The sequence below is a fragment of the Leptolyngbya sp. FACHB-8 genome (assembly GCF_014695575.1).
In the GTDB taxonomy this organism is placed as follows: domain Bacteria; phylum Cyanobacteriota; class Cyanobacteriia; order Elainellales; family Elainellaceae; genus Vacuolonema.
Map to the genome: position 1 here is coordinate 89690 of NZ_JACJOO010000006.1, position 26678 is coordinate 116367.

The window sequence follows — 26678 nt, forward strand, 5'->3', positions numbered from 1 at the left end:
TGCTGAGGCGCATAATGCTTAACCCTCCAAAAGCTTCTTGGCTGATTCAAGCGCAAAGCGCTGTAAAAGAAACTGTGAGTTTCTTGAGAGTTTAAAGAACCTAAGCTCGGGATAAGCTGAAGTGCTCAGTTTAGCGTGTGCAAAGCGCACGCCAAACTGGACGTTTTCGAGTGCTGCCCGCTATGCGGCACTCGAAAACGTCCTTAACCCGAACTCGGATTGGATGAACGGGGGTAGATGACCGACGAGATGAATTTGCGTAGGAAGATAGAACGGACTCGGCAAGAACCGCGACTCAAGAATGACGGCAGATTGCTACAGGGCTCTTATGATAAGAATTGTTGAGTAAAATATGATTGCTTCTATGTCTCCAGCAGAAGATTCCAAACTTGAAGTGATAACTGAAGCAGCTGCTCAATTACGTGAGCAGCTTGATGAGCCTAATTCTGGATTGATTGCCCAACTCCCAGAAAACTGGCAATCAAAGCCTCTGGTCAAGGGTATGCGGGCTGAAGGAATTGAACTCAGATTTACAGGAAAACCTGCGCTCGGCACTGAAAGAGCACTTGCTTCGGGTAGCAATGCCTATCCAGCAGAAGTTATTGAGCTTGTAGATTAGGGGTGATTGCCTCACTGTTTTTGTAAGTGAGGCGGGCGAAGCTCGCTTCACCTACAAAAGTGGGATGCACCCTCTCGAAGATGCGAGTTGCGCTCTTAGCAGCTATCTATCCTCTAATTCCTAAAATATTAGTTTGGGCAGTTTTTCTGAAAGCCCTGCTTCTGCGTGCGCGAAGTGCACGCAGAAGCAGGGCTTTCAGAAAAACTGCCCAGAGTACTTTTATAAATCAATACTTTCGGCGTTTAGGTCAATCTTGGCCTAAGCCAGGCCGATGATCGCGGTATTACCCAAAAAAGCAGGTGCGTTTTCTGGGGACCTATCTAAAATCTGCAAAAGTTGCGAGAATTGAATGTGATACAGGTTTTAGGAAGTAGCAGATGGTGCCTAAAGTAATAGTGGTGCCGATAGACGGTAGACGGAAACTGGAGGGATGGAAAGAGGAGATTGCTGAAATCCGTCAGTGGCAGATTGAAGAGTTTCTACGGCAGACAGGAAAAGCTGAGAATACACAAAGAGTTTATCGAGGGCAGTTACAGAGGTTCGCGGCCTGGTCAGAAAAGTCGTGGTTAGAGGTGACACCAAGCGATGTAGGAAAGTATCGGTGGGAACTGAAGCAGCAAGGGTTGAAGCCCACTTCCGTGAATCATGCCTTAAATACGTTGCGATCGTTTTATGGCTGGTTGCGGCGGAGCAACGGGTATCCAGCGGGGCAACCATTACCGACAGATGCCATTGATTTGGAGCGGGAAGCTGAGCCACAGGCCCTGCATCTGGACGAGGAAGATTTGTCGTTGGTGTGGGATGTGTTAAATCTGGGGGAGAAGACGCGGGTGCGCGATCGCGCCATCATCGCAGTCCTCAGTCATGGGCTGAGAGCCTCGGAAGCGTCAGCTCTAAATGTGGAGCATTGGAATGGCAAGATGCTGACAGTGCTCCGCTCAAAAGGGCAGAATGTCTCAGAGATACCGTTGAGCCGAGAAGCGCGAGAATATTTGGAGGATTATTTGAAGTGGCGACGGCGGCAGGGTGGATTATTTGAACCCACGCCAGAGAGCCCAATGTTTTTGTGCCAGGATCCCCGGAATTTAGGACAGAGACTTGGCTATAAGGGGTTGCACAAGATGGTGAAAGGGGTGGGGGCGATCGCGGGTATCGACAAACTGAATCCCCATCGGTTTCGGCATACGTTTGGAACCGAGGTAACCAAGAAAGGAGTCGATCCCCTGTTTGGTAAGGAGCTGATGGGGATTAAGAGCGATCGAGTATTCCAGCGCTACACCAAAGGTGTGTTTAAGCAGGCGGCGGCTGAGGCGTATTTGAGAGCGATCGGCGAGAACGACGATCAAAAGAGTTAGCGGCTTAGCTTGAGCACCTGAACAATCTTGAGCGTAGCAGCTTGGGTTTGACTGTGTTTGGTGATGTGAGGTGCTTTGCACCCCACATCACCAAACACAGGTTGTTAACAGTGCAGAGAGTGTCAATTAAGGGTTGCCCTTACTTTGCACAAGAGTCCAAATCGTTTGCATCAGTAGTTCTGGCTCAATGGGTTTGGTAACGTGTTGCTGAAAGCCGGCGGCTAAGGCTTGTTGCTGGTCCATTTCTCCTGCATAGGCTGTGAGGGCGATCGCCATAATTTTCCCGCTCTCATCGGGTAATTGCTCTCTAATTTGGTGAATTAAGGCGTAGCCATCCATCGTGGGCATGCCAATGTCACTAATGAGCAAATCGAATTCTGTTTGGCGCAAATTATCTAACGCTTCACTGGCCGACTCAGCTTGCGTAACCATGGCTCCATGTTGCTCTAACAAAAAGGTCACTAGCTCTCGCGAATCTCGTTCATCGTCTACATAAAGTACTTGCAGTCCATCGAGATTAACCCCTGGGTGCCGGGCAGAGGAGGGATGATTTTGATGCAACTTTGAGACGGGCATGATAGGAAGCTTGACAATAAATGTCGCACCTTTTCCTTCCCCTGCACTGTCGGCCTGAACGATGCCGCCATGCAGCTCGACTAAGTAACGAACGATCGCTAACCCTAATCCTAACCCTCCAAAGCTTCGTGTGGTGGTGCTGTCAGCCTGCCGGAAGTAGTCAAAGGCATAAGGTAGAAAGTCAAGAGAAATTCCCTTGCCGCTATCAGTAACGGTAATTTGAGCGTAGGCAGTAGGAGCCGGGAAAGGGGAAGGAGTGTTGTCGGCACCGAGCGCTACCTTCCTGTTCTCCCCTTCAACCTGCTCCAATCGCACCTCTACGTTGCCGCCCTGAGGCGTAAATTTAACGGCATTGGAGATCAAGTTCCAAACGACCTGCTGCAAGCGCCCAGAGTCTCCCAAGACTTGCCCGACGTTGGGTTCAAACTTTGTCTGAATTTGAATAGATTTTGCTTCAGCTGCAAGCCGTACGGTTTCAATGGCAGCTTTGATGGTAAAAGGTAAACTGACTGGCCCCATATTCAAGCTCAGCTTGCCCTGAAGGATACGAGAAACGTCCAGTAAATCCTCAATCAGCTGGGCCTGTAGTTTCGCGTTTCGTTCAATGGTTTCGAGCGCATATTGAGTCTTAGCTTCATCTTGTTGGCCCATTCGCAGGATTCTAGCCCATCCAAGAATAGGATTTAGTGGCGATCGCAACTCATGGGATAACACGGCTAGAAATTCATCCTTAATGCGATTCGCCTGACGTAATTGGTTGGCTTGCTCACGGGTCGTTTCATATAGTAAATCAAGACGTTGATTCCGTTCTTGCAAAAGGAGTTCGGCTTGCTTCCGTTCATCCTCAATGCGCTTGCGATTCGTGATATCGATCAGGATTAAAACGGCACCGGTGAATGTTCCAAATTCATCCAATACAGGGTCCATCGTTTTGGAAAACCAGCATTTCTGACTCTGGATCTCTAAAACTTGACGTTGGTGGGCTTCCTTAGCAAGATGAAAGCAGGAACCATCTCCCACACCTAACGTTTCATTCATCAACTCATAGTGAACACGCCCTAAAATGTCTTGCGGTGGCTTACCCAAAAGCTTCACCATGGCCTGATTACAGCGTAAAATTTTACCGTCTCGATCCAGTAAACATACACTGTCATTAATAGCATCAAAAGTTGTTTGCCACTCCCGTGCAGAAGTCAAAGCTGATTCTTCGGCCTGACGAATGCGGAGGAGCGATCGCACGGTCGCTAACAGCTCAATCGGTTCAACGGGCTGTGCCAGATAACCATCCGCCCCGCTATCTAATCCCTCGGCCTTATCCTGGCTTTTGACAAAACTGGCCGAGAGATGCAGCACCGGAATAAACGCTGTTTCGGGGTTCGCCTTAATCTGGCGGCAGACTTCAAAGCCGTTGAGATCAGGGAGTTGTACATCCAGAATGACGAGTGCAGGCTGGTGTTGGGCGATCGCCGCTAACCCTGCGCTTCCCGTAGCCGCTTCCACGACGGTAAACCCTGCATTCTGCAAAATCCGCTTCACGATATAACGATTGGTATCGTTATCATCAACGTGCAGGATAGTCCCCCGTGACTCTGCCATGGCGTTTCCCTCAAGCATCCAGAGCAAGCCCGGCTTTCGTGAGCACCTCTCGAAGGCCAGCCACAGCATCCGCTTGAGACGTTTTTTCTTTAGAGAAAACGGTGACGCCTTGTTGAGTCAAACAGCTCTGGGTTTCGAAATCCAGCTCGCTAGATGAATGGATGATAACAGGAATCGATTGAACCGCGGGGTTATGCCGAAGCTGATTCAGAACATCCAATCCACTCATTTCTGGCATCTCCAGATCAAGCAAAATAACCGTGGGCTGTTCACGCTCTGCCACGGCTAACCCATCCGGCCCGCTTGCAGCTTCTAAAATTTGTAGCGGGACATCTGTTAACAACTGCTTCACCACATATCGGTATGCTGGATCATCATCAATAAGTAGAAGTTTCTGATTTTTACCCTGATTAATCAGGGTATTGAGTTTGTTTAATAACGGCAATCTATCTACAGGCTTAATTAGAAATCCATCGGCCCCTAATGCAAGAGCCTGCTTCTCATTATCGACAACCGTAATCACCAGTATGGGAATAGTATGGGTCGCCTCATCTCCCTTCAGTTCTCTCAATAACGTCCACCCGTTTTGCCCTTCTAGCAAAATGTCCAACACGATCGCGGCTGGGCGAAGTTGCTGGAGAGCCTGCCTTGCTTGAGCGAGAGTGCGGGTTGCAACCAGTTGATATCGAGAATCTTGCAGGTGTTTTTCGTAGATGAACAGCGTTTCTGTATGGTCTTCAATCACCAGGATGGGCAGGTGAGCCAGTTTCAGGGTCGTAAGGGGTTGCAGCGACGCTGGCAGTTCCGTTGCCTTGGGGTAGACGATCGGAATGTAGACCGAAAAGGTGGAACCCTGGCCCAATTCACTGGTGATGGTGACACTCCCGTTGAGCAGCTCTGCGAGCTTGCGTGACAGAGGCAAGCCCAATCCCGTCCCCTTTACTTGCTTTTGCAGATGAGACTCAATCTGCATAAAATCTTCAAAGATGCGCTCTTGATCATCGGGTGCAATGCCAATGCCAGTGTCAGCAACAGAGAAGCGAATGGTATACCCCACTTGCCTGGCTGTCACTCGTACCTCACCCCGTTCGGTAAATTTGAGTGCATTTGAGATGAAGTTTCGCAAGATTTGAGCAATTTTTCCCTCATCGCTATACAGCGACGGTAACTCTTCCGGTTCTTCAAAAACCAACGCAACAGAGGCTCCCTGAACCAGTAGTGGACGTAGCATTCCCCGCAACGTTCCAAACAACTCACTGACTTCAAAGAGGCTGGGACGCACCTCCGTTTTGCCAGCTTCCACCTTGGCTAAATCCAGCAGATCGTTGACCAATTCCGATAATCCATCTGCCGCTTTTTGGATGAAGGTGACCTGCTTCTCCTGCTCCGAAGACAGAGCGCCATCCATGTGTGATAGCAGCATGCGAGACAGCGACAGGATGGAGTTTAGCGGGGTACGAAACTCATGGCTCATGTTGGAGAGGAAGCGGGTTTTTAACTCATTTGCCTGTTGCAGAGAGCTGGCCTTCTCGTCCAATTCCGCATATAGAGCGATCACACCCCGGTTCGTATCTTCCAACTCCCGGTTGAGCTGTATCAGTTCCTCCTCACGCTTCCGCAGCTCCGCCATAGCCCGTAGCAACTCCTGGTTCTGGCGCTGGATTTCCTCATAGGGATTTTGGGGCGATCGCCCTGCCACCGCGTCCTGAATCTGCTGCAAGTGAAAATCTGTCAGGGCTGGGGCTCGTTTGGGTAGGGTCTTGCCCATTACCACAGTGGTTCCTCGTTCAGGCTGTGATTCTACCTCAAAGAAATCCATCAGCCTGCGAGTGCCCATGATACCCAACCCCAGCCCTGTGGAGGAATGATAGCGCCCCTCCAACACGTCACCTAGATGGGGAATACCCTTGCCCTGATCCTGCACCTGAATCAGAAATGTCTGAGCACTGACATCCACGTAAAACGTAACTGTTCCACCTCTGGCATATTGAAAGGCATTGCGAACAATTTCGGAAACCGCCGTCGCCAATCGGGCCTGATCCTGGGCATCAAATCCTAGCTTGTCAGCCAGTTCGCGGGTATGTTGCCGAGCCTGCACCACATCCTGTTCGTAATGAATTTCCAGGGTGAAAAGGGTTGTCATGCTCCCAGTCCTTTAGCCACCAACACGGTTACATCGTCGCGATCGCGATGAAAGTCCCGGTACAAAACTCCAGCGATTAAGCTGGGATGTTTTCGGCTTAAACCTGGGTAGCGATCGAGCTTCCACTGGGTACTCAAGCCATCGGAATGCATGATAAAAAGTCCGTTGGGATACCAGGGGTAGGTAAACTCATGGACCTTACGTATTTCATGTCCTACCGTGCCGTTGTAAGACACCAGGTTGTGATGATTTGTCTCTGACGTGATGCTAGCTGAAATGTTGCCGATCCCTGCAAAGTGAACCAACTGTTTTTCAAAATTGATTTCTGCGATCGCCAGGGCTGCTCCTCGGGTGCTGCGCAGAGCTGCATGGGCCGCTTCAACAATCCGTTGAGGAGATTGGTGATACTGCTCCTGAAACACCCGGATGGCGGCTGAAGCAGCACTAGCAGCGGCAGGGCCATGGCCCAGGCCATCGACTACCAGTAACAGCCTGCGTGGGTAATCGGATTGGCACGCCCAGTCGTCCCCGGACACATCCTCTCCATGCTTGGGTAGACACACCACGCCCATTTCTAGAACGTCCTCCGGCGGTGGGGTGATGGGATTAGCCCAGAGGTGAGCGAGAAGGGCGGTTCCCCTGGTCGGTAGCGAGTAAACCTCAAAAAAGTTGGAAAGGCGACGAATAGCCCCCAACCCATTGCCCGCTGTCCCGCCGGTGGAAAAGCCGTCTTGCAGGCAGGTTTCCACATCCATCATGCCGGAACCTCGATCTAAGGCCAACACTTCAATACCAACAGTGGGATGTTGGGCGATCGCCCGCAGCATAATGACTCCCCCACCTCCATGTTGAACCAGATTGCTGGCAACCTCCGTGACCAGAATTCCGACCTTACCCCGCTCTGTTTCCTTAAACCCAAGTCGATTGGCTAACGCCAGAGATGCTCGTCGTGCTTCCCCGGTTTGACTTTGCTCTGTAACGGCGATCGCGGTAGATTCCCTCAATCAGTTTCCTCTTATACGATACTTGCCAGGGTTTATGCGTTTTTGTCGTGTGTCGTGTGTGAAGCGCACCCTGGACAACAAAAATGGAACCTGATGTTATTTCCAGCGTACAAGGGTTACTCGTGTTCCCTCTCCCACCACAGACTCAATTTCAAATTGGTTTGCAAGGCGTTTCGCGCCGCCTAATCCCATTCCCAGGCCACCACCCGTTGTAAATCCATCCTTAAGCGCCAGTTCAACATCGGGAATGCCTGGCCCCTGATCTTCAAACGTAAGCTTAACACCCCGCCGTGTTCCTTCCAGGAGTGTTTCTAGCTTCACGGTACCTCCGCCCCCATAGTCCAGGGTATTGCGCGCTAACTCACTGGCAGCCGTCACAATTTTCGTTTGATCGACCAAACCAAAGCCAATTTCAATGGCGTATTGGCGTACCGCTTGCCGCACTAAAACCACATCCGCAGAGGATTGAATGACCATGGTTTCAGTCTTCTGCATCGCCCTCTGCACTCCGTTCCGTAACAGCGGGCTGAACCATTATGGGCTGCCCCATTGATGATCGCAGTAGTTCCATACCCTTTTCCACACTTAACGCCGTGCGAATGCCCGTGAATGATAACCCCAATTCCACCAGGGTAATGGCGACAGCGGGTTGCATGCCGACCACAACCGTTTCAGCATCCATCACCCGTGACATTTTGGCAATATTTCCCAGGATTCTCCCAATGAAGGAATCGACAATTTCTAAGGCCGAGATGTCAATCAAGACGCCGCTAGCGTGGGTTTGGCTAATGCGATTGGTCAAATCATCCTGTAAGGTCATGGCGAGGCGATCGTGCATGTCAACCTGAATGGTGACGAGCAAGAATTCGCCCATTTGAAGAATGGGAATGCGTTCCATCAGTCTCTCCTCTAACCTGCTTTCGACCTACTTTCGGGCAATAGTGGCTCCCGCTCGCTTCAACGCCAGGAGAAAGGCATCGGCTAGCGTTGCCTTCGTGACGACATCGGCTAAATCAATGCCAAGATACACGATCGTTTGTGCAATTTGAGGTCGAATGCCGCTAATAATACAATCGGCCCCCATAAGACGAGCAGCCGTAACGGTTTTTAAAAGATGTTGAGCCGTGAGTGTATCTACCGTTGGAACTCCGGTGATATCAATAATGGCAATCTCGGATCCTGTCTCAACGATTTTCTGCAATAACGACTCCATCACCACCTGAGTCCGAGCGCTATCCAGGGTGCCAATGATAGGTAATGCTAAGATTCCTTCCCAAAGCTTGACAACTGGTGTAGATAACTCCATCAATTCTTCCTGCTGTCGCAAGATCACTTCCTCTCGCGACTTTTGGTAAGCTTCCATGACCAGCAATCCCAGGCGATCGAGCAAGTCTGTGGCTTGCCAAATCTCGGCACCCAGCTCAGCCGGGTCTTTCAATTGCTGCCGCAACCGGTCAAACAGGGGGCGCTTGAATGAAAAGATGAAGGTAGCGGTTTCCGTTGGTGTGAAGCCTTTTTGGGAGCGCGATCGCGAGACACTCGTCAACATCTCCCGCACATCCCGCCACTCCGATGCTTGGATGCTACTTAAGTTGCCATATTGTGTCGCAATACGAAGCAATTTCAGAAATTCCCGGCATTCTTCTTGTAATTCGGCTTCTTTAATCAAGCCTTTTCGGGTATTCGTGGCGATTAATTCCTGGTTCCACTCCGACAGCAGATCTGCCTCATAGGTTTTCAGTATTTCTGGTATCTTGCTTCCATTCATCATTTCCATGAGGCAATTTTCCTTCATCTACCCAAGATTCAGTGTAGGCTTACTTCAGCTTAAGGTAAAATCCAATTTTGCTCCTGCTCAGCTTGTATCTCCTTGATAAACGGATGGTGATTAACAATACCTTTGCCATTTTTCTCAAGCCCTTGATCTTGCGTACATGTTGCGCCCACAAAATCAAGGGCTTGAGAAAAATGGCGAGTATGTTGGATCATTAGTTCGGACAGTTTTTCTGAAACCCTTGATCTTGCGTGCGCGAAGCGCACGCAAGATCAAGGGTTTCAGAAAAACTGTCCAGAGTATTGTTGGATTAAACATAAGCCTTAAAAAACTGTACCGTTCGCCAAAAGATTAAATAGAATGAGTAATATCCTAATTTTGATTGCACTTCTGCTTTTAAACAAATAATTTTGCTTGCATCAGATAAAGATTTTAGAGCAAACAAAATAGAGGAATGTTAAAGACTAGTAATATATATATCGATAAATATTTTAACAGAATGAAAGATGGAACTTTTCCATCATTTATAATTTATATCCTTGCTAAGTGTTTCTAGAACAACTATTAGAATGTAGATATATCATCTTTAAATAGTAAAAATAAGATTCGGAATGAGCTGTATATCATACGGATAGACCCCATCTCCTCAAATTGTGACAGCACTACCTTGTAGGAAGGGGAAGCATGGAGTGGCGGTAGAATGAGCGGTTCATGCTTCAGAGCTTCGAGGGGAATGGGCGATCGCGCCCCATATTGCTTTGCCAATGGATGTTGCTCGGGCAAAGCCACGACAAATGATTCTTGCATAATGGGTAGGAAATTCAAGTTTGGATCATTGGCGTGGGGATTAGGCAAATGTTCAAAGCCCACATCAATGGAACCCTGGCGCAGACCATCAATCATCTCCTCAATGGTCATGCTTCTTAGCTCTAATTCCACCTGAGGGTAATGTTCACGGAACTGTTGTTTCTAATCAAAGGGTCACTTCAAAAGATGAAGTAACCCATTCTCTTTTAGGTTGCGTAAAATACGGTAAATGATCATACTCCTGCTAAACAGCAGGGCAGGTTTTAAAACTACCTTGAAGATTATCTTTTTGTGCGCAAAACGTGCGAAAAGATAATCTCTATAGTCTTGGCCCGGTTAGTGAGGACATCAGAAGCGATTAAAGGCATTGCCTTCAATTGCTTCTGATGTCCTCACTAACCGGGTGATAGCAGTAAAACAGATTTTAGTAACAACAGATACAAGTCTTGCCATTTCTACCTTCTGAGGATCGTAGACTGCCGCTGTTGATAGATTTGAGCAACGCCATTCTTGAACAAGCTTGAATTATCAACAAGCATACTCTGAGCAAACCAATGGCATTCTTTAACTCTGACGTTCCACTTCTCGCGCGCAAACCATCGCTTGCTTCTGTACCTGCTTCTCCAGATACTTGGCGAGTCCATTGTTCAATTGGTCATGCTGCCTTATGGTCGTCGTTCTACACGCGCCACGATCAAGCCTGTTTAAGCTGGGGGCTGTTGGCTGCTAGTATCTTCGCCATGGCTCAATTTTTACCCTTGAGTTGGACAACCCAAGCCTTGCTTGCTTCGATCCTAACGGCACTTGGTAGTTTTGCTATGGCTTGGCTCACTTGGCGCTATACCCACCACGATCAACTGGCCTGGATTCTCTATTCTTGGCTTGCACTCATGCTCGTCGGGACGATCCTCACGGATTTGGGTGTTTGGCGTCCCTGGGGGGTGATGTTGGTCAACTTATGCCCCCTGTGGTTAATTCTTTGTGGCATCGGCTATTTCATCACAGCTCTAGGAATGCGATCCCGCCTCATCCTGTTATGCAGCGCAGCTCACTTCCTGGCTATTGCATTGCTTCCTCTTTTCGTAACCTATCAGATTTTGCTCACAGGCTTTGTCATTTCTGGCTCAGCTATTCTTCTCGCTGAACTCCAGTGGGATTCTAATGGCGTCTGCAACTATCAATCCTTAAATTAAATGCTTATTCAATTAGCCTACTCTTTGGGTTCTTCGCTTTTTATGAAAATGGGTATACAGCATGCACACGCTGAGTCCTACGCCGCCGGTACAGCTTGGAGAATGAGCGCCTGACGGCTGGTACTATTACCCCCGGTCTCCTGACTGATGGGAAGGTGATCATACCGTCCGAAGCCGTTATTAATGCTAGCGGGGTGTTGGAGATGAACAACAGTCCATCCACAGGACTGAAAGAACGGCGTGGGATGATCGCATCCCCACTGCCAATGTTGGACAACGCGGCCATCGTTCGCTTTTTGGGCCTGATTACTGGCCAGGATAGAGGCAGTGCTTAAAACATCGCTGTGAAGGCTACTACCCTGAGCGCTTAGGCTAGCGATCGCCCGCAACAACCTCACAACTTCCGCTTCCTCTAAGTACATCAAGACCCCTTCCAGAAGCCAGGCGGTAGGCTTGTTGAAGTTGAAGCCAAGGGTGTGGAGCTTTTCGACCCAACTCAGTTCCCTGAGATCGCCTGGCAGGAGGACGTGAGAAACCTCAGATGGATGTCCAAGACAATGGGTTTTGTAAGCCAGCAATTCTGCATCATCAACCTCAAAGATACGGATGCCTGTATGCCAGCTCAAGCGGTAAGCACGGGTATCGAGTCCTGCTCCCAACAAAACGACTTGAGTGCAGTTTGAGGCAAGTAGACGGTCATCGAATGTGCGGGTGCGAACCGATATATAACGGGTTCGTTTTAGAATGACATCGGATAGGGGGCTGGCGTCACGGTGGGCGATCGCCTGCCACTGTTCCAACAAATAACTCACTTCGGCTCCCGCTAGCTGCTGGGAGTAGGGGTCGGTAAAAAGGGGAAAAGGTTGCTGCTGCTCAATGGCTCGCTTCGCGGCAACGATCATGGCTGTATTGAGAATGGATGCATCGAGGCTTGGGGACGGCTGCCCCGCATCATGTATCGACATTAAGCTCATCCCTCCCAAACAGTGCCCACTCTAGCATTCTCCATGAATTCAGACTGTTTCAGGTAATCGCTGTCAGCAATTCTGATTTTGAAATCAGGCCCGAAAACCGCGCGCTTTTAGCGCGCGGTTTTCGAGCATCAAAGCCAAGAGTTCACGCCCGTAGGGCGTGAACTCTTGGCTTTGATGCCCGTACTAAGAATTGCTGGATCGCTGTAGGGTTGATGCAATACAGAAGGAGTGTGGATCGCTTAGCGACCCACACTCCTTCTTAATTAACTTAAATGTCGCTATATAGGGCGTACGAAGCGTGAAAATAATCAGCCCCAAGATTAACCCAAAAGCATGAGGTCGATCCCAGGTTATCTCGGCACAATGACATCATCAATTGCTCTCTCTGCATGGGTTAAAGCTATGGCCTCGCCGATTCAAGCGCAATTAATCCGATTCCTTCAGGACGAGTTAGCGATTCCTGCAGATTCTATTGCCATGGCGCTGCGGCATGAAGAACCGTTGCCAAATCTGCTGCCCATGGTTCTCTGGCAGTATGGCCTCATTACCCTAGAGCAGCTTGACCGCGTGTTTGACTGGCTAGAGATGGTCTAATCCGATCAAGAATCTCATATCTCAAAACTAAATTTGGGGGTGGGGTGCGTACGTGCCCCACCCCCAAATTTGACTTTGAGATAGGTTTTAAGCCGCCCAACGAGCCATAAAAGCTTCACATACCGTTACAAATTGAATTGGAGTTTCCACCATTGGATAATGGCCCGCGTTGCTCATTACATGCAATTCAGCCTTTGGGAACCACTCCAGAATGGTCCCTTTCACGAACTCTGTGGGCACGCCAGCGTCATATTCCCCTGTCAAGGCTAGAAAGGGCACTGGACAGCCCTGAACTTCCTCAGCAAAGTCTTCCCCAGACCACGTATGAAAGTAAGCACGATAGGCTTCGGGGGTTGTTGTCCGCAAAGACTCGCTGATCATAAACTGTTCCCACTTGGGTGTATGGCGGCTCCCCGTGGTGACTGTGCAAATGATGCCACGATTGGCGGGTACTTCCCATGCAGAGGAGAAAAGCGCATAGCCATTCTCATCCAGGCTAATTTTGCAGGCCGGAACTGGAGCAACCCCAACGGCAGATTTGAGGCGATCGCCATATCGCGCACACAAAAACTGAGCTGTTTTGCCCATCATTGAGTGCCCAATATAGTGAAATTTGTTCCATCCCAGGTTATCGGCTAGGGCCGTTACATCCCCGGCAATCTCAGCGAAGGTGTACTCGCCTGCAATATCTCGGGATTCGCCATAACCGCGAGGGTCAACGAAGCAGTAGGTGAACTTCTCCCGGTCGAGCCATAGGTGAATGGGCTGGAAGACGCTGCGATCGCCCAGCCACCCGCCCATGACGATGACCTTCTCTGGACCGTCACCCAAAATTTCGTGCCCCAGGAGAGCTGCTGTGCTCATAGTAAGTTGCCTCGACTGGAAAAAATTGCTCATCCTTTATTAAAAGTGAAAATCAAAAAATGAAAAATACTTCTCACTTGGACTCGTCTAATCTTTACGTTGCAGTTTGCGTTTTTCATCTTCAATATTCTGGACAGTTTTTCAGAAACCCCTGATTTTACGTGTACTTCGAGGATGCAAAATCAGGTGCATAAGAGTTTACCCAGGATGTTGGTGCTTGGCCCGTTTCGCGGGCCAAGCACCAACATCCTGGGGGTAATTTCATTGTTGGAAATCTCCTTAAGATTTTTCATTATTTCGGGAGGGGAAGATACTGGGAGAATGCGGTATGGTTTGGAGCGTGAAACCTACCAAAGCATGTCGGGGGGAAAGATGGCGGACAGCGTCATTGGTTTAGACCTGGGGACTGGAGGGGTACGGGCGATCGCCGTTGATTTGAATGGGCAGTTAATCGCTCAGGCAACCCGCAGTTACCCTCTGCTGGCTCCCCATCCCGGTTGGACAGAACAGCACGCTTCTGACTGGGTAACCGCCAGCATTGCTGCCCTGACCGAGTTAACCACCCGACTGCAAGGGCACCGGGCCATTGCCCTCGGTCTGTCTGGTCAGATGCATGGAATGGTGCCTCTCGATGCTGAAGGCGAGGTTATCCGTCCCGCCATTCTTTGGAATGACCAGCGCACAGGCCAGGCGGTGGTGGAGATTGAAACGGTCATTCCTCGTCAGGAATTGATTCAGCGCACCGGCAATCCAGCAATTACCGGATTCCAATTACCGAAGCTGGTCTGGTTGCGATCGCAGGAACCCGAATCCTTCAACCGATTACAGAGAATTCTGCTACCCAAGGATTACTTAGCGTACGTGCTGACGGGCGAGCAGGCTACAGAGCCTTCTGATGCATCCGGGATCGGTTGCCTAAATCTCGCAACGCGTCAATGGGATGACGACATTTTACAAACGCTCAATCTCAGTCCGACCTTCTTCCCATCAGTGGTAGACTCGACTGCCATTGTCGGACGGCTACAATTGGCGATCGCCCAACAAACTGGATTACCAGAGGGTTTGCCGGTGATTGCAGGTGGGGGCGATAATGCCGCCGCTGCCATTGGCCTGGGCATTTCCTCGGCACAGTTAAATCGGGGTAGTCTCAGTATTGGGACGTCAGGGGTGGTTTTTGTGCCGTGCGATCGCCCCACCCCTGACCCTGCTGGGCGGGTCCATCTCTTTTGTCATGTGGATGGGGGCTACCACTTGCTGGGGGTAACCCTGGCCGCAGGCGGAGCTTTGCGTTGGTATCGCGATACGTTTGCTCCTGAGGTCGCTTATGGGGACTTAATGACGTTGGCGGAGCGATCGCAACCGGGTTCGCGAGGAGTTCTCTTTTTACCGCACCTATCGGGAGAACGGAGCCCTCATCTTGACCCGGATGCCCGGGGAGCCTGGGTCAATCTCTCGCTTGCTCACACTCAGGCAGACTTGGTACGGGCCGTGTTAGAGGGAGTAGCCTTTGGTTTGAAAGCGGCTCTGGACGTAGTTAATGAACTCAATCCAGTGCATCAATTGCTGGCAACCGGGGGAGGAGCGCGATCGCCGGTTTGGCTCCAAATCCTGGCAGATGTGTTGCAAACTGAGTTGGTAGCCCCCAAGACGGAAGAAGGGGCTGCTTATGGAGCAGCGATTTTAGCAATGGTCGGTGTAGGAGCTTATTCAGATTTAGACCAGGCTTTGCAACTGATACCGCGCGCTACACAACCTATCACACCCAACGTTCATGCGGTTTACAACACGTCGTTCCAACATTACAAAACGCTGTACGAAGCATTGAAAGCAATTCGTTAGCTCCTGACCTATTAAACGCCATCCGACAACTATCAATACGCTGGACAGTTTTTCTGAAACCCTTGATTTTGCGTGCGCGAAGCGCACGCAAAATCAAGGGTTTCAGAAAAACTGTCCGAACTAATAATTATGATTGCTGTGGATGACCAGAATCGGGTGTTGAGCAACCGATACCCACATTCAGATTACTGAAATGAATGTGTTGGCATACCAGATGTTTGAGTTGGAATACAAAATAAATCACCTGACGTATGGTGCTGCTGGATCTCCTTCTGGCCGAAGCCAATCGATGCGGATGTGACATACAAATCCGTTAAATGGCTCCCACCAAAGATCGGGCAGGTGGGACGGGGAACTGGCATTTTGACACGCAAAAGTTCTTGTCCAGTTGGGTCGAAACAGGCAACGCATCCACCATCCCAAAGGGCTGACCAGAGGTTGCCCTGTACATCGATCGCCAATCCATCCGGCTCAACCGCTTCGTTGCTCAGATCTACCAGGACACGGCGATCGCGGATTTCCCCCGTTTCGACCTCAAAATCATAAGCATAAATCTTGTGCTGAGCTGAGTCGGTGAGATAGAACGTCGACTCATCGGGGCTCCATCCCAACCCATTGGAGATGGTTAACCCTGTTTCCATGACTGTGAGTGAACCATTCGGATCATAGCGGTAAAGTTCCGCCTGCCCCTTTTCTTCACTAACGGTGCCAATCCAGAAACGTCCTTTGGAGTCACACTTCCCATCATTGCAGCGGGTATTGGGAAAGGGAAACTCAATGGGCTTCAAGGTACTCACTTCACCGGTGGATAAAGAGAGAAACGCTAGACGATCGCGTAATGCAATCAACAAACGATCATGGCCCGTGAGAGCGATCGCACTGACGACGTCTCCTGTATCAAAATAGCGGCTGTTCCCTGTGGCTGGCTCAAATTGATGCACACGATAATTATACGCATCAACCCAGTAGAGACACTGTCGATCACCATCCCACACTGGGCATTCTCCCAGGCGAGCACGAGCAGACAACACATTTTGAACGGCTAAATTCATGCGATCGCTACCAAATTCTTCAAAATGCTCCTATAGCCGATACCTTCCTGTCATATACCTACGGTTGAGTTACCGTAACAATACTCTGGACAGTTTTTCTGAAACCTTTGATTTTGCGTGCGCGAAGCGCACGCAAAATCAAAGGTTTCAGAAAAACTGTCCGAACTAATGCCGTAAAAAACAGTTCGGAATAAGCATCCCACTCAACATAGGCAAGCTTAAGCCACCGAGTATTAGCGCAGACGGTATACTTTGGGCGTCATTCCAGTTAACTGCCGAAATTGCTTAGTTAAGTGGCTGTGGCTGTTGAAACCACATGAAAATGCAATGTCTGTTATGGGGCGATCGCTCTCCTTCAACAATTGCTTGGCCCGTTCGATGCGCTGATGCAGCAAATATTGATAAGGCGTGATACCAAGTGCCTGCTTAAATTGACGACTGAAATGGAATTCACTGATTCCCAGTAATGATGCTAAATCGGTTAGTTTGATTTCTTGATGGAGATAGTCACGGATATAATCTAACACGTGCATGAGCTGCCGCTGGGGTAAGCCACCTTCATATATTGGTAATGGTGTATGAACGGCTGTATATTGACGAATGAGATGGATGGTCAGCACATTCGCTAACGATTCAATGTAAAGCTTATTGCCTGCGGTTTTCTGCTGCAATTCCGTTAGCAACATTGAACCAATGGCCTCGATTTGAGGGTCACGGGTTCGGAATTCGGGCATGAGTTCCAGGCGATCGCCCTTCATCTCCAGAGCTTCGCACGCAACCCGTTGGATAAATTGAGATGGAACGCGAATTTGTAAGTAATGATCTTCATCATCCCAGCGGGCAAAAAAGGGTACTTCTGCTGGAGCAATCGAAATATCTCCTTTTCCATAAAGACCCCGATAGGTTTTGCTCCCATAAACTTGTAGAAAGTTAATGGGACGTGGGGAAAGCGATAAACAAATGACGTGCGCATCGGTGTAATAACAATGCCCTTCCCCCGCTGGGTAACGGAACTGCTCAACCACGATATTGTCCCACCCTTGATCACTGCTGGATAGGATAGGTAAATGGGTTGTTTCAGCTTGCTTGGTGGGAGGTGTCATCCTGCAAAACCAATGCATTTAGCTTATTGTAATGTTTTTGGGTAGAGTGAACAGTGAATCTGCTCGCCTCCAACGATTCTCATTTTGGAATCCAACCCGAAAATAGCCCGCCGAAGGCGGGCTATTTTCGAGCTTCAAAGCTGAGAATTGCTGCTCGCCTCACCCAACATGTCTCTCTGTTGAAAGGGCCGTTACTAATTTAGAGAACCAGATCAGGTACCTGAAATAGAGACTGATACGCTAGCACAGCCCCTCCAACCACTGCGGCATCTTCTCCAAAGGCTGATACGGCTAACCGAGCCTTAGGATTGCTAAAAAAACCTTGTTCTCCCTGGCGAGGCATCCTGTTTCGTAATTGATCCATTAGGGAGCCTTGAACGTATGGAAATAAGATACTGAGTGGACCGCCTAATATAATTTGTTCCGGGTTGAGGAGGCTGGCAACGCTAATAAGCCCACGTCCTAAAATATTTCCCCATTCCTGAACGGTGCTATGGGCGATCGCATCCTCTTCCAACCGCTCCACCAGTTCCCGCAAGTCTTCCGCTTTGCCACCCAGTGCTCGATAGCGCTTCAGCAAATCGTCTTTTCCAACACGATGGCCGCACTCGTAGGCGTTATCTTGCCCTGGTGGATCGCTCATCAGCGCGCTAATCTCTCCAGCTGTGCCATAGGCACCACGAAACACGCGATTGTTGATGATTAATCCACTTCCAATACCGTTGTTAATCAAAATATAGAGCAGGCAAGAACTCTGCATGGCGTTGCCTAAATAGACTTCCGCTAAGGCAGCAGCATTCGCATCGTTGTCAACAAATAATGGTAGATCGAGATGAGGCTGAAGATAGCGACGCAGATCCACGCCTGACCAGTCGAGAAATGGAGCACGAATGACCACGCCCTCTAAATTCAAGACTCCTTGAACCGACAAACCAATGCCCCGAAGTCGAGCGCGGTTGTAGGGTTCAGCCTGGCAAACTTGATGAATCAATTGCACGAGTTGCCGCAATACAGATTCTGGATCCGTGCTAGATACCGGTTGCTGAAGCCGCGCTACAATTTGTGCCGCCAAATTCAGCTTAATTACTGTTAAATGTTCGGCCTCAATAGCCGCTCCGACAAAGAAGGCTCCATCAGGATTCAGCATTAACCCAACTCCAGGGCGACCACTGCCACGACTGCCACGGGAAGCTGTAATCTCGATACCTTCTTGTATTAATCCCTGGGCAATCAGCTCAGCCGTTATGACGGTCACCGTTGAGCGTGTTAGTCCAGTCAGGCGTGCTAGCTCGGCACGGGCAATGGGGGCACGGCATCGCAACAACTCCAACAGTCGTGCCGTATTAAACTGCTTTAGTACGGCGGGATGGGTTGTGAAAGGCGACGTTAGGGGCACGGACATAGAAAATTTTTAGATATTAATTTGTTTACCTAACAAACAAATTAGCATAGGGTTACTGATGCTGACAGAGGTTTATCATGTCATCTCACTCTACTTCTCTAGAACCTCTCAAGTGCCCTGCGCAACCGTCTTCGCCAAGTCGTGTTGCGCCTCAGGCTCCCTACGCTGCGCTAATTTTTGATTGTGATGGAACAATTGCCCACACGTTACCCGTTCATTTTGAAGCCTGGCAAGCAACTCTGGGTGAGTTTGGAGCCGTTCTGCCAGAGGACTGGTATTACGAGCGTACTGGACTCACTGCTGCAAAGTTTTTACAAGAGTTTAATCAAGCCTTTGGCTATGCTATTGATATCCAAAGGCTCGAAGTCGAGCGACAACGACATTTCTCCCGCCTGGTTCATCGTGTTCAAGCGGTGCCTGCTGTCGCTGCGATCGCCCATGAAAACTACGGTCGCGTGCCGATGGCGATCGCCTCTAATGGTCAGCGTTCTGTTGTAGAACCCACGATTGAATCCATTGGTTTGCGATCGCTGTTTAATACGATTGTCACCATCAACGATGTCAAGGTTGGCAAACCTGAGCCCGATCTTTTCCTGTTGGCGGCAGAAAGAATGGGGGTTGCCCCTCAGGAGTGCATCGTGTACGAAGACAGCGACGTGGGGCTAGAAGCCGCGGAACGGGCTGGTATGCGATGGGTTGATGTGCGAATTTTGGGGGCCAAATGATGAGCAACAAACCCCCCGTCTGGATTGGAGTTGGACTGGCTTTCTATGCGTTTATTGCGATCGCGATCGCAGAAGGTGGTCTGGGTGTACTGCTGCCCTCCATCTTGACAACCTACCACCTGACCACAGCGACGGTAACGGCTCTGTTCTTCAGTCAAATCAGTGGCTATGTTGTGGCAGCTCTCACCAGTAGCCTGTTGAGCCAACGTATCGGCTTAGCCCGGATGATTTTACTGGCGGCGATCAGTCTCACGACAGCACTTTGTATTTATGCAGCAACCCCTCATTGGCTTGTCATGGTCATTACGGGAACCTTATTGGGGCTGGGTATCGGCCTGATCGATGCGGGCATCAACACATTCATTGCCCACAAACAGGATAGTGCTCATCTTATGGGAGTGCTGCATGCCTTTTATGGTGTGGGAGCCTTAACGGGGCCTGCGATCGCCACTCTGTTACTGACGACGGGGGTGAGTTGGCGATCGGTCTACTGGGTATTCGCCGCGATGGTTGGGCTGTTAGTCATCGGCATGATCTGGGTTATTGCTCAGCCTTATCCACTTATCGATTCATCGGCTATACCTGCTGAGCAAAGTGCAGGGAAAAACTTGCGTCTGGCGTTAAAAACTCCAACCGTGCGAGTTGCAGGATTGCTTTTGCTGGTTTACGTTGGCACTGAAGCGTCGCTGGGGAATTGGGCGTATACCGTGCAAACCGTTAGCCGAGGGACGCCTGTTGCCCTGGCAGGTTATAGCGTAGCCGCCTACTGGTTTGGGCTAACGCTGGGGCGCTTGACGATGGGGCAACTGATGAAACGGTTGGGGGCAGCTCGACTGATTGACGGTTCTTTGGCTTTGCTCACCGTTGGTCTACTCATTTGGTGGTGGTTCCCTCAACAACTGTGGAGTCTGCCTATAATCGGGTTCGCTCTAGCCGCCATTTTCCCAACAACCATGTGGCTAATGCCACGTCGAGTTCCGGCCGCGCTGGTTCCGGCCGCTATTGGTTTTGCCGCTAGCATTGGCAGTATTGGTGCCGTGGGTATTCCCACAATCGTGGGTTGGCTAGCCGATCAAACGAATTTAGAAGTCGTTCCCATATTCATGGTGCCTCTGGCTCTTGTGATGGTGATGCTCCATCGCTGGTTAGTGGATCATACCCAAACGCCATCGCCTGAAGAGGTGTAGCTCCCCAAAATTTTCAGGAATTTGAGAATCTAGACGCTTGTTATTCAATGATGTTGGAGTTTTAAAGTGATGCTTTCCGATCAACTTTACTTGCAAAAACTTGAGTATGCCTGTTTCACCATTGCTAGTTTTTTGCATACGCAATTGCAAACTCAGCATATCAATGCAATGGAATTTTTGAGTATGACTGACCAATTACCTGTTAAACCTGTAGAGATGAAGCATTACTCTATTTGAAGAAGCACGGACTCTGCTTCTCTGTAGGAGAATTGCTCAATATCCACAACACAGGGATCCTGGAATGAATGTAGGGAGCAACACAATTGATGTGCTAGTCGTTGGAGCGGGTCCAGTTGGCTTGGCTATGGCCTGTGAACTGCTCCGGCGTGGTGTGGCCTGTCGCATTATCGACAAAGCTGCGGCACCCGTCCAGACCTCCCGTGCCCTCGGCATTCAAGCTCGGACCTTAGAGGTATTTGAGGCGATGGGGGTGATTGATGCCGCGTTAGCAGCGGGCACCCAAGCGCGAGGTGTGACGTTTCATCGAGGTGATGAAGACATTTTGTACATTAGCCTGCAACACATCCGTGAAAAAGAGAGTCCCTATCCTTTTCTCCTGATCTTGCCGCAGAGCCAAACGGAATTAATTCTCAATCAACAATTGCAAGAATTGGGGGGAACCGTTGAGCGATCGCGCGAACTCATGAACATCCGTCAAGAAGAAGATTGGGCGATCGCCCAGATCAAGCCCAGCGAAGCCGACACTAACGATATTGAAGAAATCCAGGCTAAATGGCTGATTGGATGTGACGGGGCGAGCAGCCAGGTTCGTAAAATCCTTGCTATGCCCTTTGAAGGCACGACCGCCCCCGAGGAATGGTTGCTAGCGGATGTGGATCTAGATTGGCAGCGCACCCGTGAGACGACCCATGGCTGGTTTACGAAGGATGGGGTCTTTGCCGTCTTTCCCTTGCCCACGGGTCAATGGCGGTTATTTGCACCTGCTGGAAAGCGCACCTCTGAGGTGTCGGTCGAGGTCTTTCAAAACCTGCTGAGGCAGTACACAGACGATACGCAAACAACCGTAAGTCATCCCACCTGGATGTCTAAATTCAAGGTTAATTACCGCATGGTCGATAACTATCGTCAGGGCCATGTTTTAGTTGCCGGAGATGCTGCCCATATCCACAGCCCCTTTGGTGGGCAGGGTATGAATATTGGAATTCAGGATGCTTATAACCTGGCCTGGAAACTCGCGCTGGTTATTCAGGAGAAGGCTCGAGACAGCCTACTGGATACTTATCAGGAAGAGCGATCGCCCGTTGCTCGATTTATCCTCCGAGGCACTCAGACCGCAACTCAGGGGGTTCTCGTGACCCAAAATCCCGGCTTACGCTGGGTGCGCGATCGCGTCCTGGTTCCTCTCCTTCGCCTCAATATCCTCCAACGCAAGCTAGCTCAAGAAGCCTCTGAACTGAATGTTAACTATCGGCGATCGTCCCTCTCCGTTTCAACCCTTGACCCAGGCGCTGATTTGCGAACTCGAATTGCTTGGTGGAAGGCACCCCATGCGGGCGATCGTGCGCTCCCTGGCCCCTGCCTCCACTATCCGACCCGCGACCCCATTACCCTCTTTCAAGCATTTCGTGGCACTGAAAGCCACCTCCTTCTCTTCGCAGGGTTGACGCAACCCAATTACACCCATCTTGCTAACCTTGCCTCGAATGTTGAGAACGAAATGGGTAGCATCGTCAAAGCTCATATCGTCGTCCCTGGCACCGATAAACCAACGGAGCTGCCATGGGAAGGCTCTCTCCTCCTCGACCCCGAAGGAACCCTCCACACCCTCTATGGAGTTCACAAACCTTCCCTCTACTTCATTCGCCCCGATGGTCACATTGCTTTCCGGAGCCAACCCATAGACGAAAAAGCATTTTTACACTACCTCAATCAACTTTTTCTACTACAAACCCCAGCCTAAAATCTTACTGTCCTGCTGGTTCCATAATCTTTAAACGTGTTCTAGGCGTGTGGGTGGGGTACTCATCCACACGTTTGAAATGAAAATCCAGTTGTTTGTGTAAGAGCCGCACTCCGCGCGGCTCTTACACAAACAACCGTAGCTGATTCAAGTGCAAATCGCTGTAATGAAAATGGCTATGAGTACATACTTGGGAACAATAGATGCGATCGCATGGGGTTACAGTTGGCCCAAAGGAAGTGTTCAATGGCTCACCATCGGATTCATACTATTCCACATAAGACGTTGGGGTTGGGCCTGGGGCTAATTCTGCTGGTATGTGGGCTTTGGCTTACCTGGATGGGTCATCTGCATCATGTTCCTACGGAAATAATTCGAGTTACGCGAAAGCCAGATCAAATCTTGGTGGCTCGGCTGTACCTTCCTTCCCAGGCGATCGCTCCTTATCCTACCCTGATGCTATGGCATGGCGTCAATTGTACGAAGGAAACGATGGAGCCCCTGGCGGTCGAGCTGGCTCGACAGGGAGTTGCTGTGATTGCCGCCGATGCCGGTGGGTTTGGCGAATCTTACCCCCGCAGCTATAGCGAAGACGAGAATTTAGCGGATGCTCGGGCGATCGCTGCCTACATGCAAGTCAATCCTGGCCGCTTTGACCCTACTCGCATCGGCGTCGCTGGCCATTCTATGGGCGGTGCCACCGCTCTAGCTTTAGCCAATGAAAACAGCCAGATTATGGCAACCCTGGTTCTCGGCATGAGTGCCGACATCACCCGCCATCTGCCCCCAAACCTGTTTCTCGGTACGGGACTCTATGAGCAATTCCATACGCCACGTATGATGCGTTTGATGATGTATCAGGGAACTGGGCAGGCTGTCCAGGCCCAGCTTTACGGCAATTTTGACCAAGGCACTGCCCGCAAACTGGTTATCTCGCCAACCTCAGATCACATGATGGAACCCTTTGATGCAATTCTCATCCAGGAATCCGTTAGATGGGCACAACAAGCTTTTGATCTTCAAACTCCCCCTCAACGCTTGATCATGCCTCGCTTCATGTTAGGGCAATGTCTGCTCCTAGTAGGTAGTGTATTAGCCGTGAGCTACGGGCTACAGGGTAATCTGTATGGTCAGAAACATCCTCGTCTGGTTGCCGCAGGTTGTGTTGCAATCACACTTCTCGTATTGCTTTCAGGGATGACAGGCCACATCCCTGAACGACTGACAACGGATCTGATTCTCCTGGCATCAATACTGTTTCCCTTCGCTCATTATGCTATTCACTATCCCATCCAACTGACTTCCTTTCTTCGCATTACAGGTCTCTATATTCTCTTAATTTTGCTTGCCTATACGATAGTGGCGATCGCCGTTTGTAGCCCCCATTTAATCGCTCACCCGCCCTTGCTCCTCGGCTTACCCTCCTTCATCCTGCACATGCCGATCGCCCTTCTCTACTCTCGAATGCAGGAGTTAAGAGCAGCCCTATTTCCAGTTTATAGCAATGCAGTCGTGCCCGGTTGGGGCCTGCTATTCCTATTTCTGCCAGATCTAATCAAACCGGGTATTGTGATCCATGCTACGACCCGTGTAGCGATAAAGACTGCTTTCTGGTTGCGGCAACCCCTACACTTCCAATGGCAAGAGCGGCCGTCAGCTCGTTCATTACAACTCCTCGGCGGTTTGATTGTCTTGCTTCTAATTGTTCTCTATCAACAAGTACAAACAGGGGCCTTTTCTCTAGAAAATGCTGGTGCTGCCGGGAAACTCCTGGTGCTGATGGCAATTCTGCCTGCATTGTTGGTTTTGGGAATGATGCGATCGCCCTTCTTTCAAAAAATTGAGTACCAGTGCTGGCACTGAAGCTTCATAGGGCTTCACTTTGAATGAGGTCTACGAAATAGGGCGTGCTTTAACTCGGGTTTAAACGGTAGTTTTTTCGAGCGAGAAGCGCCCGAAAAAACTACGTTGAAAGTTTAGCAAAATGGGTCGAGGGAATGGCGCTTAACTCAGGTTCCCAGACGGCCTAAAGCTGCGGCTGCCTGCCCACGTACCTCTGCGCTTGCATCCTGACTCAGGTGCTGTAGATGGGCTAAAACCTCGTCTCGTCGTGGGCCTTGCAGATGTGTTGCCAATTCTCCCAGAGCTGACGCGACAGCAGTTCGTACCATGTAATCTGGATCTTCTAAATGATGCGACAGCCGAGTGATCGCATCTCCTTGCCCTTCCTGCCCCATGTGGTTAATCTCGTCTAATACGGTCTGGCGATCGCCATGGTTTTGATGAGGCATGGCATCGTCCAGGGGAATGCCTGCCGTATTTCCAGCACCAGGTTCTGCATATTGTACAGATGGAATTTCAGTGGAATTGTGATGAGGTTCTACCATATCTCGAACGTTTAGAGATGTTGCCAGTGGGGTATCAATTGTTGGTAGTTCAAGGGTTGGTACGATCAGTGGGGCTGTTTTTGCCGGAGGAGATTCAGGTTGTTCCACGTTGGGTGACGTGGCTGAGGTTGTTGAGGTTGTTGCTGGGCCGTTGCTCTGGGACTGGCGAGAGGATGTTTGAGCTAGCCGTCGCTGGCCACGTGACCTCATGAGCAGAACGAGCCCGATTGCAAAAATCGTTAATCCAACTGTCGTTAACAAATCTTCCATAGTTTCCGGCCTCAAAGCATGACTAACGCTGCCCACGCCAGATAAACTGCCTCACCTTTGCTTGGGTGAAACCTGTCTCAGCCAATCATTTACCATTCATGGGTAACGTATTAACTCTATTGCAGAACATTCAACTCCCTAGATGCATCTGACTTATTGAAGAGATTTCCACAGTAGTTACCTGATAACCTGCTTAAAAAGATTATTGTTTGTGCTTCAATCGCGAACAATAATCTTTTCAATGACCTTATCCCTATCCATACGGTACGCCCATCCATTGGCTTCTCAACGATTTTTAAAGGAGGCAGTAAATCGTTGAGGCATTGATAGCATTAAAATTCCAGTGAGTATTAGTATTGCACCAATGATACTTAATAAAGGCAAGTATTCATGGAGAAAAAGGGCGGCGATCGCAGCAGCAAAAATTGGTGTCATTAAGTTTAACGTTGTTGTTAGAACAGGAGACAGGTGTTTCGCTGCATAGCTATAGCAGAGGGTAGGAACGACGGTTGAGAGAATACCGAGGCCCCAGGCGATCGCTAACATATCAGGTTGAACGAGGGCATTGAGATACTGAGGTGTTGCAATCAGGGTAATTGGTAGTGTGATAACTGAACCAAGTGCAAATGTGATGAAAGCTACAAGAAGTGGATTGAGTAGAGGATGATTGATAGATTGGAATTTGAATAACGTTGCGTAAGTAAGCGTAACGATTGCAGACAAAAAAGCGAAGAATAAACCTGTTAAGTAAGTTGTTATATCACTACTATGTCCTTGTAGCTTGGGCAAAACAAACAGCACTAAGCCTCCAAACGACGTTATCGCTCCAATTCCTTCCATCGCAAGGATAGGTTTTTGCGAGAGAACTTTGACCGTAAGTCCCAGTAGAGGGGCAAGTCCAACGATGAGAACGACGTCACTAACAGGAGCAAGTTGAAAAGCTCGTACTGCAAATAAATAGTAAAACACCATTAAGCTGGATAACAGAATGGTCTGAGGATTGCGCACTAAACTGCGTAACTCTAATTGTAGGGAACGACGCATGATGAGAATAGGAAGGGTCGCCAGTAAGGCAATAACCAAGCGAACCGTCAATATTTCGAGGGTCGTGAACTGTGGCATTAGTTTGATAAACGTTCCTGTCAATCCCCAGCCCAGGGCTGCAAGGCAACCAGAACCAAGGGCAACAACGCGAGTAGAGCCTGACATGATTGTTTTCCAACGATATTGTGT

Annotated in this window: 23 protein-coding genes and 1 pseudogene; 9 read left to right on the top strand and 15 right to left on the bottom strand. The window is 49.7% G+C overall.

Going from position 1 to position 26678, the window contains the following annotated elements; translation table 11 throughout:
• Window positions 1-352: 352 nt before the first annotated feature.
• Complete coding sequence (locus H6F91_RS00500) at window positions 353-619, top strand: hypothetical protein (RefSeq protein WP_190774297.1); 267 nt, start codon at window positions 353-355, stop codon at window positions 617-619.
• A 377-nt stretch (window positions 620-996) separates the two neighbouring features.
• Window positions 997-1974 (top strand): tyrosine-type recombinase/integrase, encoded by a 978-nt coding sequence (locus H6F91_RS00505; protein ID WP_190774298.1) that lies wholly within the window; start codon window positions 997-999, stop codon window positions 1972-1974.
• Window positions 1975-2100: 126 nt separating this feature from the next.
• Here H6F91_RS00505 and H6F91_RS00510 read toward each other — a convergent pair whose 3' ends face one another.
• The 8 genes and pseudogenes from H6F91_RS00510 to H6F91_RS00545 form a co-directional block, all read right to left on the bottom strand.
• Window positions 2101-4146, bottom strand: coding sequence for a response regulator (locus tag H6F91_RS00510; protein ID WP_190774299.1), 2046 nt, complete (start codon window positions 4144-4146; stop codon window positions 2101-2103).
• 10 nt (window positions 4147-4156) lie between these two features.
• Window positions 4157-6289, bottom strand: coding sequence for an ATP-binding protein (locus H6F91_RS00515; protein ID WP_190774300.1), 2133 nt, complete (start codon window positions 6287-6289; stop codon window positions 4157-4159).
• Window positions 6286-7293: an ATP-binding SpoIIE family protein phosphatase gene (locus tag H6F91_RS00520; RefSeq protein WP_190774301.1), complete on the bottom strand. Its 1008-nt coding sequence runs from the start codon at window positions 7291-7293 to the stop codon at window positions 6286-6288. The genes H6F91_RS00515 and H6F91_RS00520 overlap by 4 nt, the downstream gene beginning before the upstream one ends.
• A gap of 96 nt (window positions 7294-7389) precedes the next feature.
• Complete coding sequence (locus tag H6F91_RS00525; protein ID WP_190774302.1) at window positions 7390-7788, bottom strand: anti-sigma regulatory factor; 399 nt, start codon at window positions 7786-7788, stop codon at window positions 7390-7392.
• Window positions 7775-8191, bottom strand: a complete 417-nt coding sequence (locus H6F91_RS00530) for an STAS domain-containing protein (protein ID WP_199307561.1) — start codon at window positions 8189-8191, stop codon at window positions 7775-7777. The genes H6F91_RS00525 and H6F91_RS00530 overlap by 14 nt, the downstream gene beginning before the upstream one ends.
• Before the next feature lie 27 nt (window positions 8192-8218).
• A complete protein-coding gene (locus tag H6F91_RS00535; RefSeq protein WP_190774303.1) occupies window positions 8219-9070 on the bottom strand; it encodes an STAS domain-containing protein in 852 nt (283 codons plus the stop codon).
• A gap of 50 nt (window positions 9071-9120) precedes the next feature.
• Complete coding sequence (locus tag H6F91_RS00540; RefSeq protein WP_190774304.1) at window positions 9121-9282, bottom strand: hypothetical protein; 162 nt, start codon at window positions 9280-9282, stop codon at window positions 9121-9123.
• Window positions 9283-9631: 349 nt separating this feature from the next.
• Window positions 9632-10021 (bottom strand): annotated as a pseudogene (locus H6F91_RS00545) (LysR family substrate-binding domain-containing protein); the annotation flags it as partial.
• A gap of 671 nt (window positions 10022-10692) precedes the next feature.
• On the opposite strand from H6F91_RS00545, the gene H6F91_RS27690 reads away from it, so the two are divergent.
• The gene (locus H6F91_RS27690) at window positions 10693-11067 is read left to right on the top strand and encodes a hypothetical protein (RefSeq protein ID WP_190774003.1); all 375 of its coding nucleotides are present in this window, start codon (window positions 10693-10695) and stop codon (window positions 11065-11067) included.
• Between the two features lie 77 nt (window positions 11068-11144).
• On the opposite strand, the gene H6F91_RS00555 is transcribed toward H6F91_RS27690, so the two are convergent.
• Window positions 11145-12032 carry an SAM-dependent methyltransferase gene (locus tag H6F91_RS00555; protein WP_190774002.1) on the bottom strand — a complete coding sequence of 296 codons (888 nt, stop codon included), beginning with the start codon at window positions 12030-12032 and terminating at the stop codon, window positions 11145-11147.
• A gap of 372 nt (window positions 12033-12404) precedes the next feature.
• Between H6F91_RS00555 and H6F91_RS00560 the strand changes: the two genes are divergently transcribed.
• Window positions 12405-12635, top strand: a complete 231-nt coding sequence (locus H6F91_RS00560) for a DUF2949 domain-containing protein (RefSeq protein WP_242035566.1) — start codon at window positions 12405-12407, stop codon at window positions 12633-12635.
• An 87-nt stretch (window positions 12636-12722) separates the two neighbouring features.
• On the opposite strand, the gene H6F91_RS00565 is transcribed toward H6F91_RS00560, so the two are convergent.
• Window positions 12723-13499 carry an alpha/beta hydrolase gene (locus tag H6F91_RS00565; protein WP_190774001.1) on the bottom strand — a complete coding sequence of 259 codons (777 nt, stop codon included), beginning with the start codon at window positions 13497-13499 and terminating at the stop codon, window positions 12723-12725.
• Window positions 13500-13820: 321 nt separating this feature from the next.
• Between H6F91_RS00565 and xylB the strand changes: the two genes are divergently transcribed.
• Window positions 13821-15338: a xylulokinase gene (xylB, locus tag H6F91_RS00570; protein WP_242035567.1), complete on the top strand. Its 1518-nt coding sequence runs from the start codon at window positions 13821-13823 to the stop codon at window positions 15336-15338.
• Window positions 15339-15523: 185 nt separating this feature from the next.
• Here the strand turns inward: xylB and H6F91_RS00575 are convergent, their stop codons facing one another.
• From H6F91_RS00575 to H6F91_RS00585, 3 genes are all read right to left on the bottom strand, one after another.
• Window positions 15524-16390, bottom strand: a complete 867-nt coding sequence (locus H6F91_RS00575) for an SMP-30/gluconolactonase/LRE family protein (RefSeq protein ID WP_190775868.1) — start codon at window positions 16388-16390, stop codon at window positions 15524-15526.
• Between the two features lie 233 nt (window positions 16391-16623).
• Window positions 16624-17493: an AraC family transcriptional regulator gene (locus H6F91_RS00580; RefSeq protein WP_190773869.1), complete on the bottom strand. Its 870-nt coding sequence runs from the start codon at window positions 17491-17493 to the stop codon at window positions 16624-16626.
• Between the two features lie 199 nt (window positions 17494-17692).
• Window positions 17693-18895, bottom strand: coding sequence for an ROK family transcriptional regulator (locus H6F91_RS00585; RefSeq protein WP_190773868.1), 1203 nt, complete (start codon window positions 18893-18895; stop codon window positions 17693-17695).
• Window positions 18896-18972: 77 nt separating this feature from the next.
• Between H6F91_RS00585 and H6F91_RS00590 the strand changes: the two genes are divergently transcribed.
• The 4 genes from H6F91_RS00590 (at window position 18973) to H6F91_RS00605 (ending at window position 24651) form a co-directional block, all read left to right on the top strand.
• Entirely contained in the window at window positions 18973-19620 is a 648-nt protein-coding gene (locus H6F91_RS00590; protein WP_190773867.1) for an HAD family phosphatase, read from the top strand.
• Window positions 19617-20807, top strand: a complete 1191-nt coding sequence (locus H6F91_RS00595; RefSeq protein WP_190773866.1) for an MFS transporter — start codon at window positions 19617-19619, stop codon at window positions 20805-20807. The genes H6F91_RS00590 and H6F91_RS00595 overlap by 4 nt, the downstream gene beginning before the upstream one ends.
• 301 nt (window positions 20808-21108) lie before the next feature.
• Window positions 21109-22788, top strand: a complete 1680-nt coding sequence (locus H6F91_RS00600; RefSeq protein ID WP_190773865.1) for an FAD-dependent monooxygenase — start codon at window positions 21109-21111, stop codon at window positions 22786-22788.
• A 246-nt stretch (window positions 22789-23034) separates the two neighbouring features.
• Entirely contained in the window at window positions 23035-24651 is a 1617-nt protein-coding gene (locus H6F91_RS00605; RefSeq protein WP_190773864.1) for an alpha/beta hydrolase, read from the top strand.
• Between the two features lie 146 nt (window positions 24652-24797).
• On the opposite strand, the gene H6F91_RS00610 is transcribed toward H6F91_RS00605, so the two are convergent.
• Both H6F91_RS00610 and H6F91_RS00615 read right to left on the bottom strand, forming a co-directional pair.
• A complete protein-coding gene (locus H6F91_RS00610) occupies window positions 24798-25445 on the bottom strand; it encodes a HEAT repeat domain-containing protein (RefSeq protein ID WP_190773863.1) in 648 nt (215 codons plus the stop codon).
• Window positions 25446-25730: 285 nt separating this feature from the next.
• Complete coding sequence (locus H6F91_RS00615) at window positions 25731-26654, bottom strand: DMT family transporter (protein WP_190773862.1); 924 nt, start codon at window positions 26652-26654, stop codon at window positions 25731-25733.
• Window positions 26655-26678 lie beyond the last annotated feature (24 nt).

What these genes read in the sequence shown, in the direction of transcription:
- H6F91_RS00500 (WP_190774297.1), top strand. Translation starts at nt 353, where the DNA reads ATGATTGCTTCTATGTCTCCAGCAGAAGATTCCAAACTTGAAGTGATA.
- H6F91_RS00505 (WP_190774298.1), top strand. Translation starts at nt 997, where the DNA reads ATGGTGCCTAAAGTAATAGTGGTGCCGATAGACGGTAGACGGAAACTG.
- H6F91_RS00510 (WP_190774299.1), bottom strand. Translation starts at nt 4,146, where the DNA reads ATGGCAGAGTCACGGGGGACTATCCTGCACGTTGATGATAACGATACC.
- H6F91_RS00515 (WP_190774300.1), bottom strand. Translation starts at nt 6,289, where the DNA reads ATGACAACCCTTTTCACCCTGGAAATTCATTACGAACAGGATGTGGTG.
- H6F91_RS00525 (WP_190774302.1), bottom strand. Translation starts at nt 7,788, where the DNA reads ATGCAGAAGACTGAAACCATGGTCATTCAATCCTCTGCGGATGTGGTT.
- H6F91_RS00530 (WP_199307561.1), bottom strand. Translation starts at nt 8,191, where the DNA reads ATGGAACGCATTCCCATTCTTCAAATGGGCGAATTCTTGCTCGTCACC.
- H6F91_RS00535 (WP_190774303.1), bottom strand. Translation starts at nt 9,070, where the DNA reads ATGGAAATGATGAATGGAAGCAAGATACCAGAAATACTGAAAACCTAT.
- H6F91_RS00540 (WP_190774304.1), bottom strand. Translation starts at nt 9,282, where the DNA reads ATGATCCAACATACTCGCCATTTTTCTCAAGCCCTTGATTTTGTGGGC.
- H6F91_RS27690 (WP_190774003.1), top strand. Translation starts at nt 10,693, where the DNA reads ATGGCTTGGCTCACTTGGCGCTATACCCACCACGATCAACTGGCCTGG.
- H6F91_RS00555 (WP_190774002.1), bottom strand. Translation starts at nt 12,032, where the DNA reads ATGTCGATACATGATGCGGGGCAGCCGTCCCCAAGCCTCGATGCATCC.
- H6F91_RS00560 (WP_242035566.1), top strand. Translation starts at nt 12,405, where the DNA reads ATGACATCATCAATTGCTCTCTCTGCATGGGTTAAAGCTATGGCCTCG.
- H6F91_RS00565 (WP_190774001.1), bottom strand. Translation starts at nt 13,499, where the DNA reads ATGAGCACAGCAGCTCTCCTGGGGCACGAAATTTTGGGTGACGGTCCA.
- xylB (WP_242035567.1), top strand. Translation starts at nt 13,821, where the DNA reads ATGCGGTATGGTTTGGAGCGTGAAACCTACCAAAGCATGTCGGGGGGA.
- H6F91_RS00575 (WP_190775868.1), bottom strand. Translation starts at nt 16,390, where the DNA reads ATGAATTTAGCCGTTCAAAATGTGTTGTCTGCTCGTGCTCGCCTGGGA.
- H6F91_RS00580 (WP_190773869.1), bottom strand. Translation starts at nt 17,493, where the DNA reads ATGACACCTCCCACCAAGCAAGCTGAAACAACCCATTTACCTATCCTA.
- H6F91_RS00585 (WP_190773868.1), bottom strand. Translation starts at nt 18,895, where the DNA reads ATGTCCGTGCCCCTAACGTCGCCTTTCACAACCCATCCCGCCGTACTA.
- H6F91_RS00590 (WP_190773867.1), top strand. Translation starts at nt 18,973, where the DNA reads ATGTCATCTCACTCTACTTCTCTAGAACCTCTCAAGTGCCCTGCGCAA.
- H6F91_RS00595 (WP_190773866.1), top strand. Translation starts at nt 19,617, where the DNA reads ATGATGAGCAACAAACCCCCCGTCTGGATTGGAGTTGGACTGGCTTTC.
- H6F91_RS00600 (WP_190773865.1), top strand. Translation starts at nt 21,109, where the DNA reads ATGAATGTAGGGAGCAACACAATTGATGTGCTAGTCGTTGGAGCGGGT.
- H6F91_RS00605 (WP_190773864.1), top strand. Translation starts at nt 23,035, where the DNA reads ATGGCTCACCATCGGATTCATACTATTCCACATAAGACGTTGGGGTTG.
- H6F91_RS00610 (WP_190773863.1), bottom strand. Translation starts at nt 25,445, where the DNA reads ATGGAAGATTTGTTAACGACAGTTGGATTAACGATTTTTGCAATCGGG.
- H6F91_RS00615 (WP_190773862.1), bottom strand. Translation starts at nt 26,654, where the DNA reads ATGTCAGGCTCTACTCGCGTTGTTGCCCTTGGTTCTGGTTGCCTTGCA.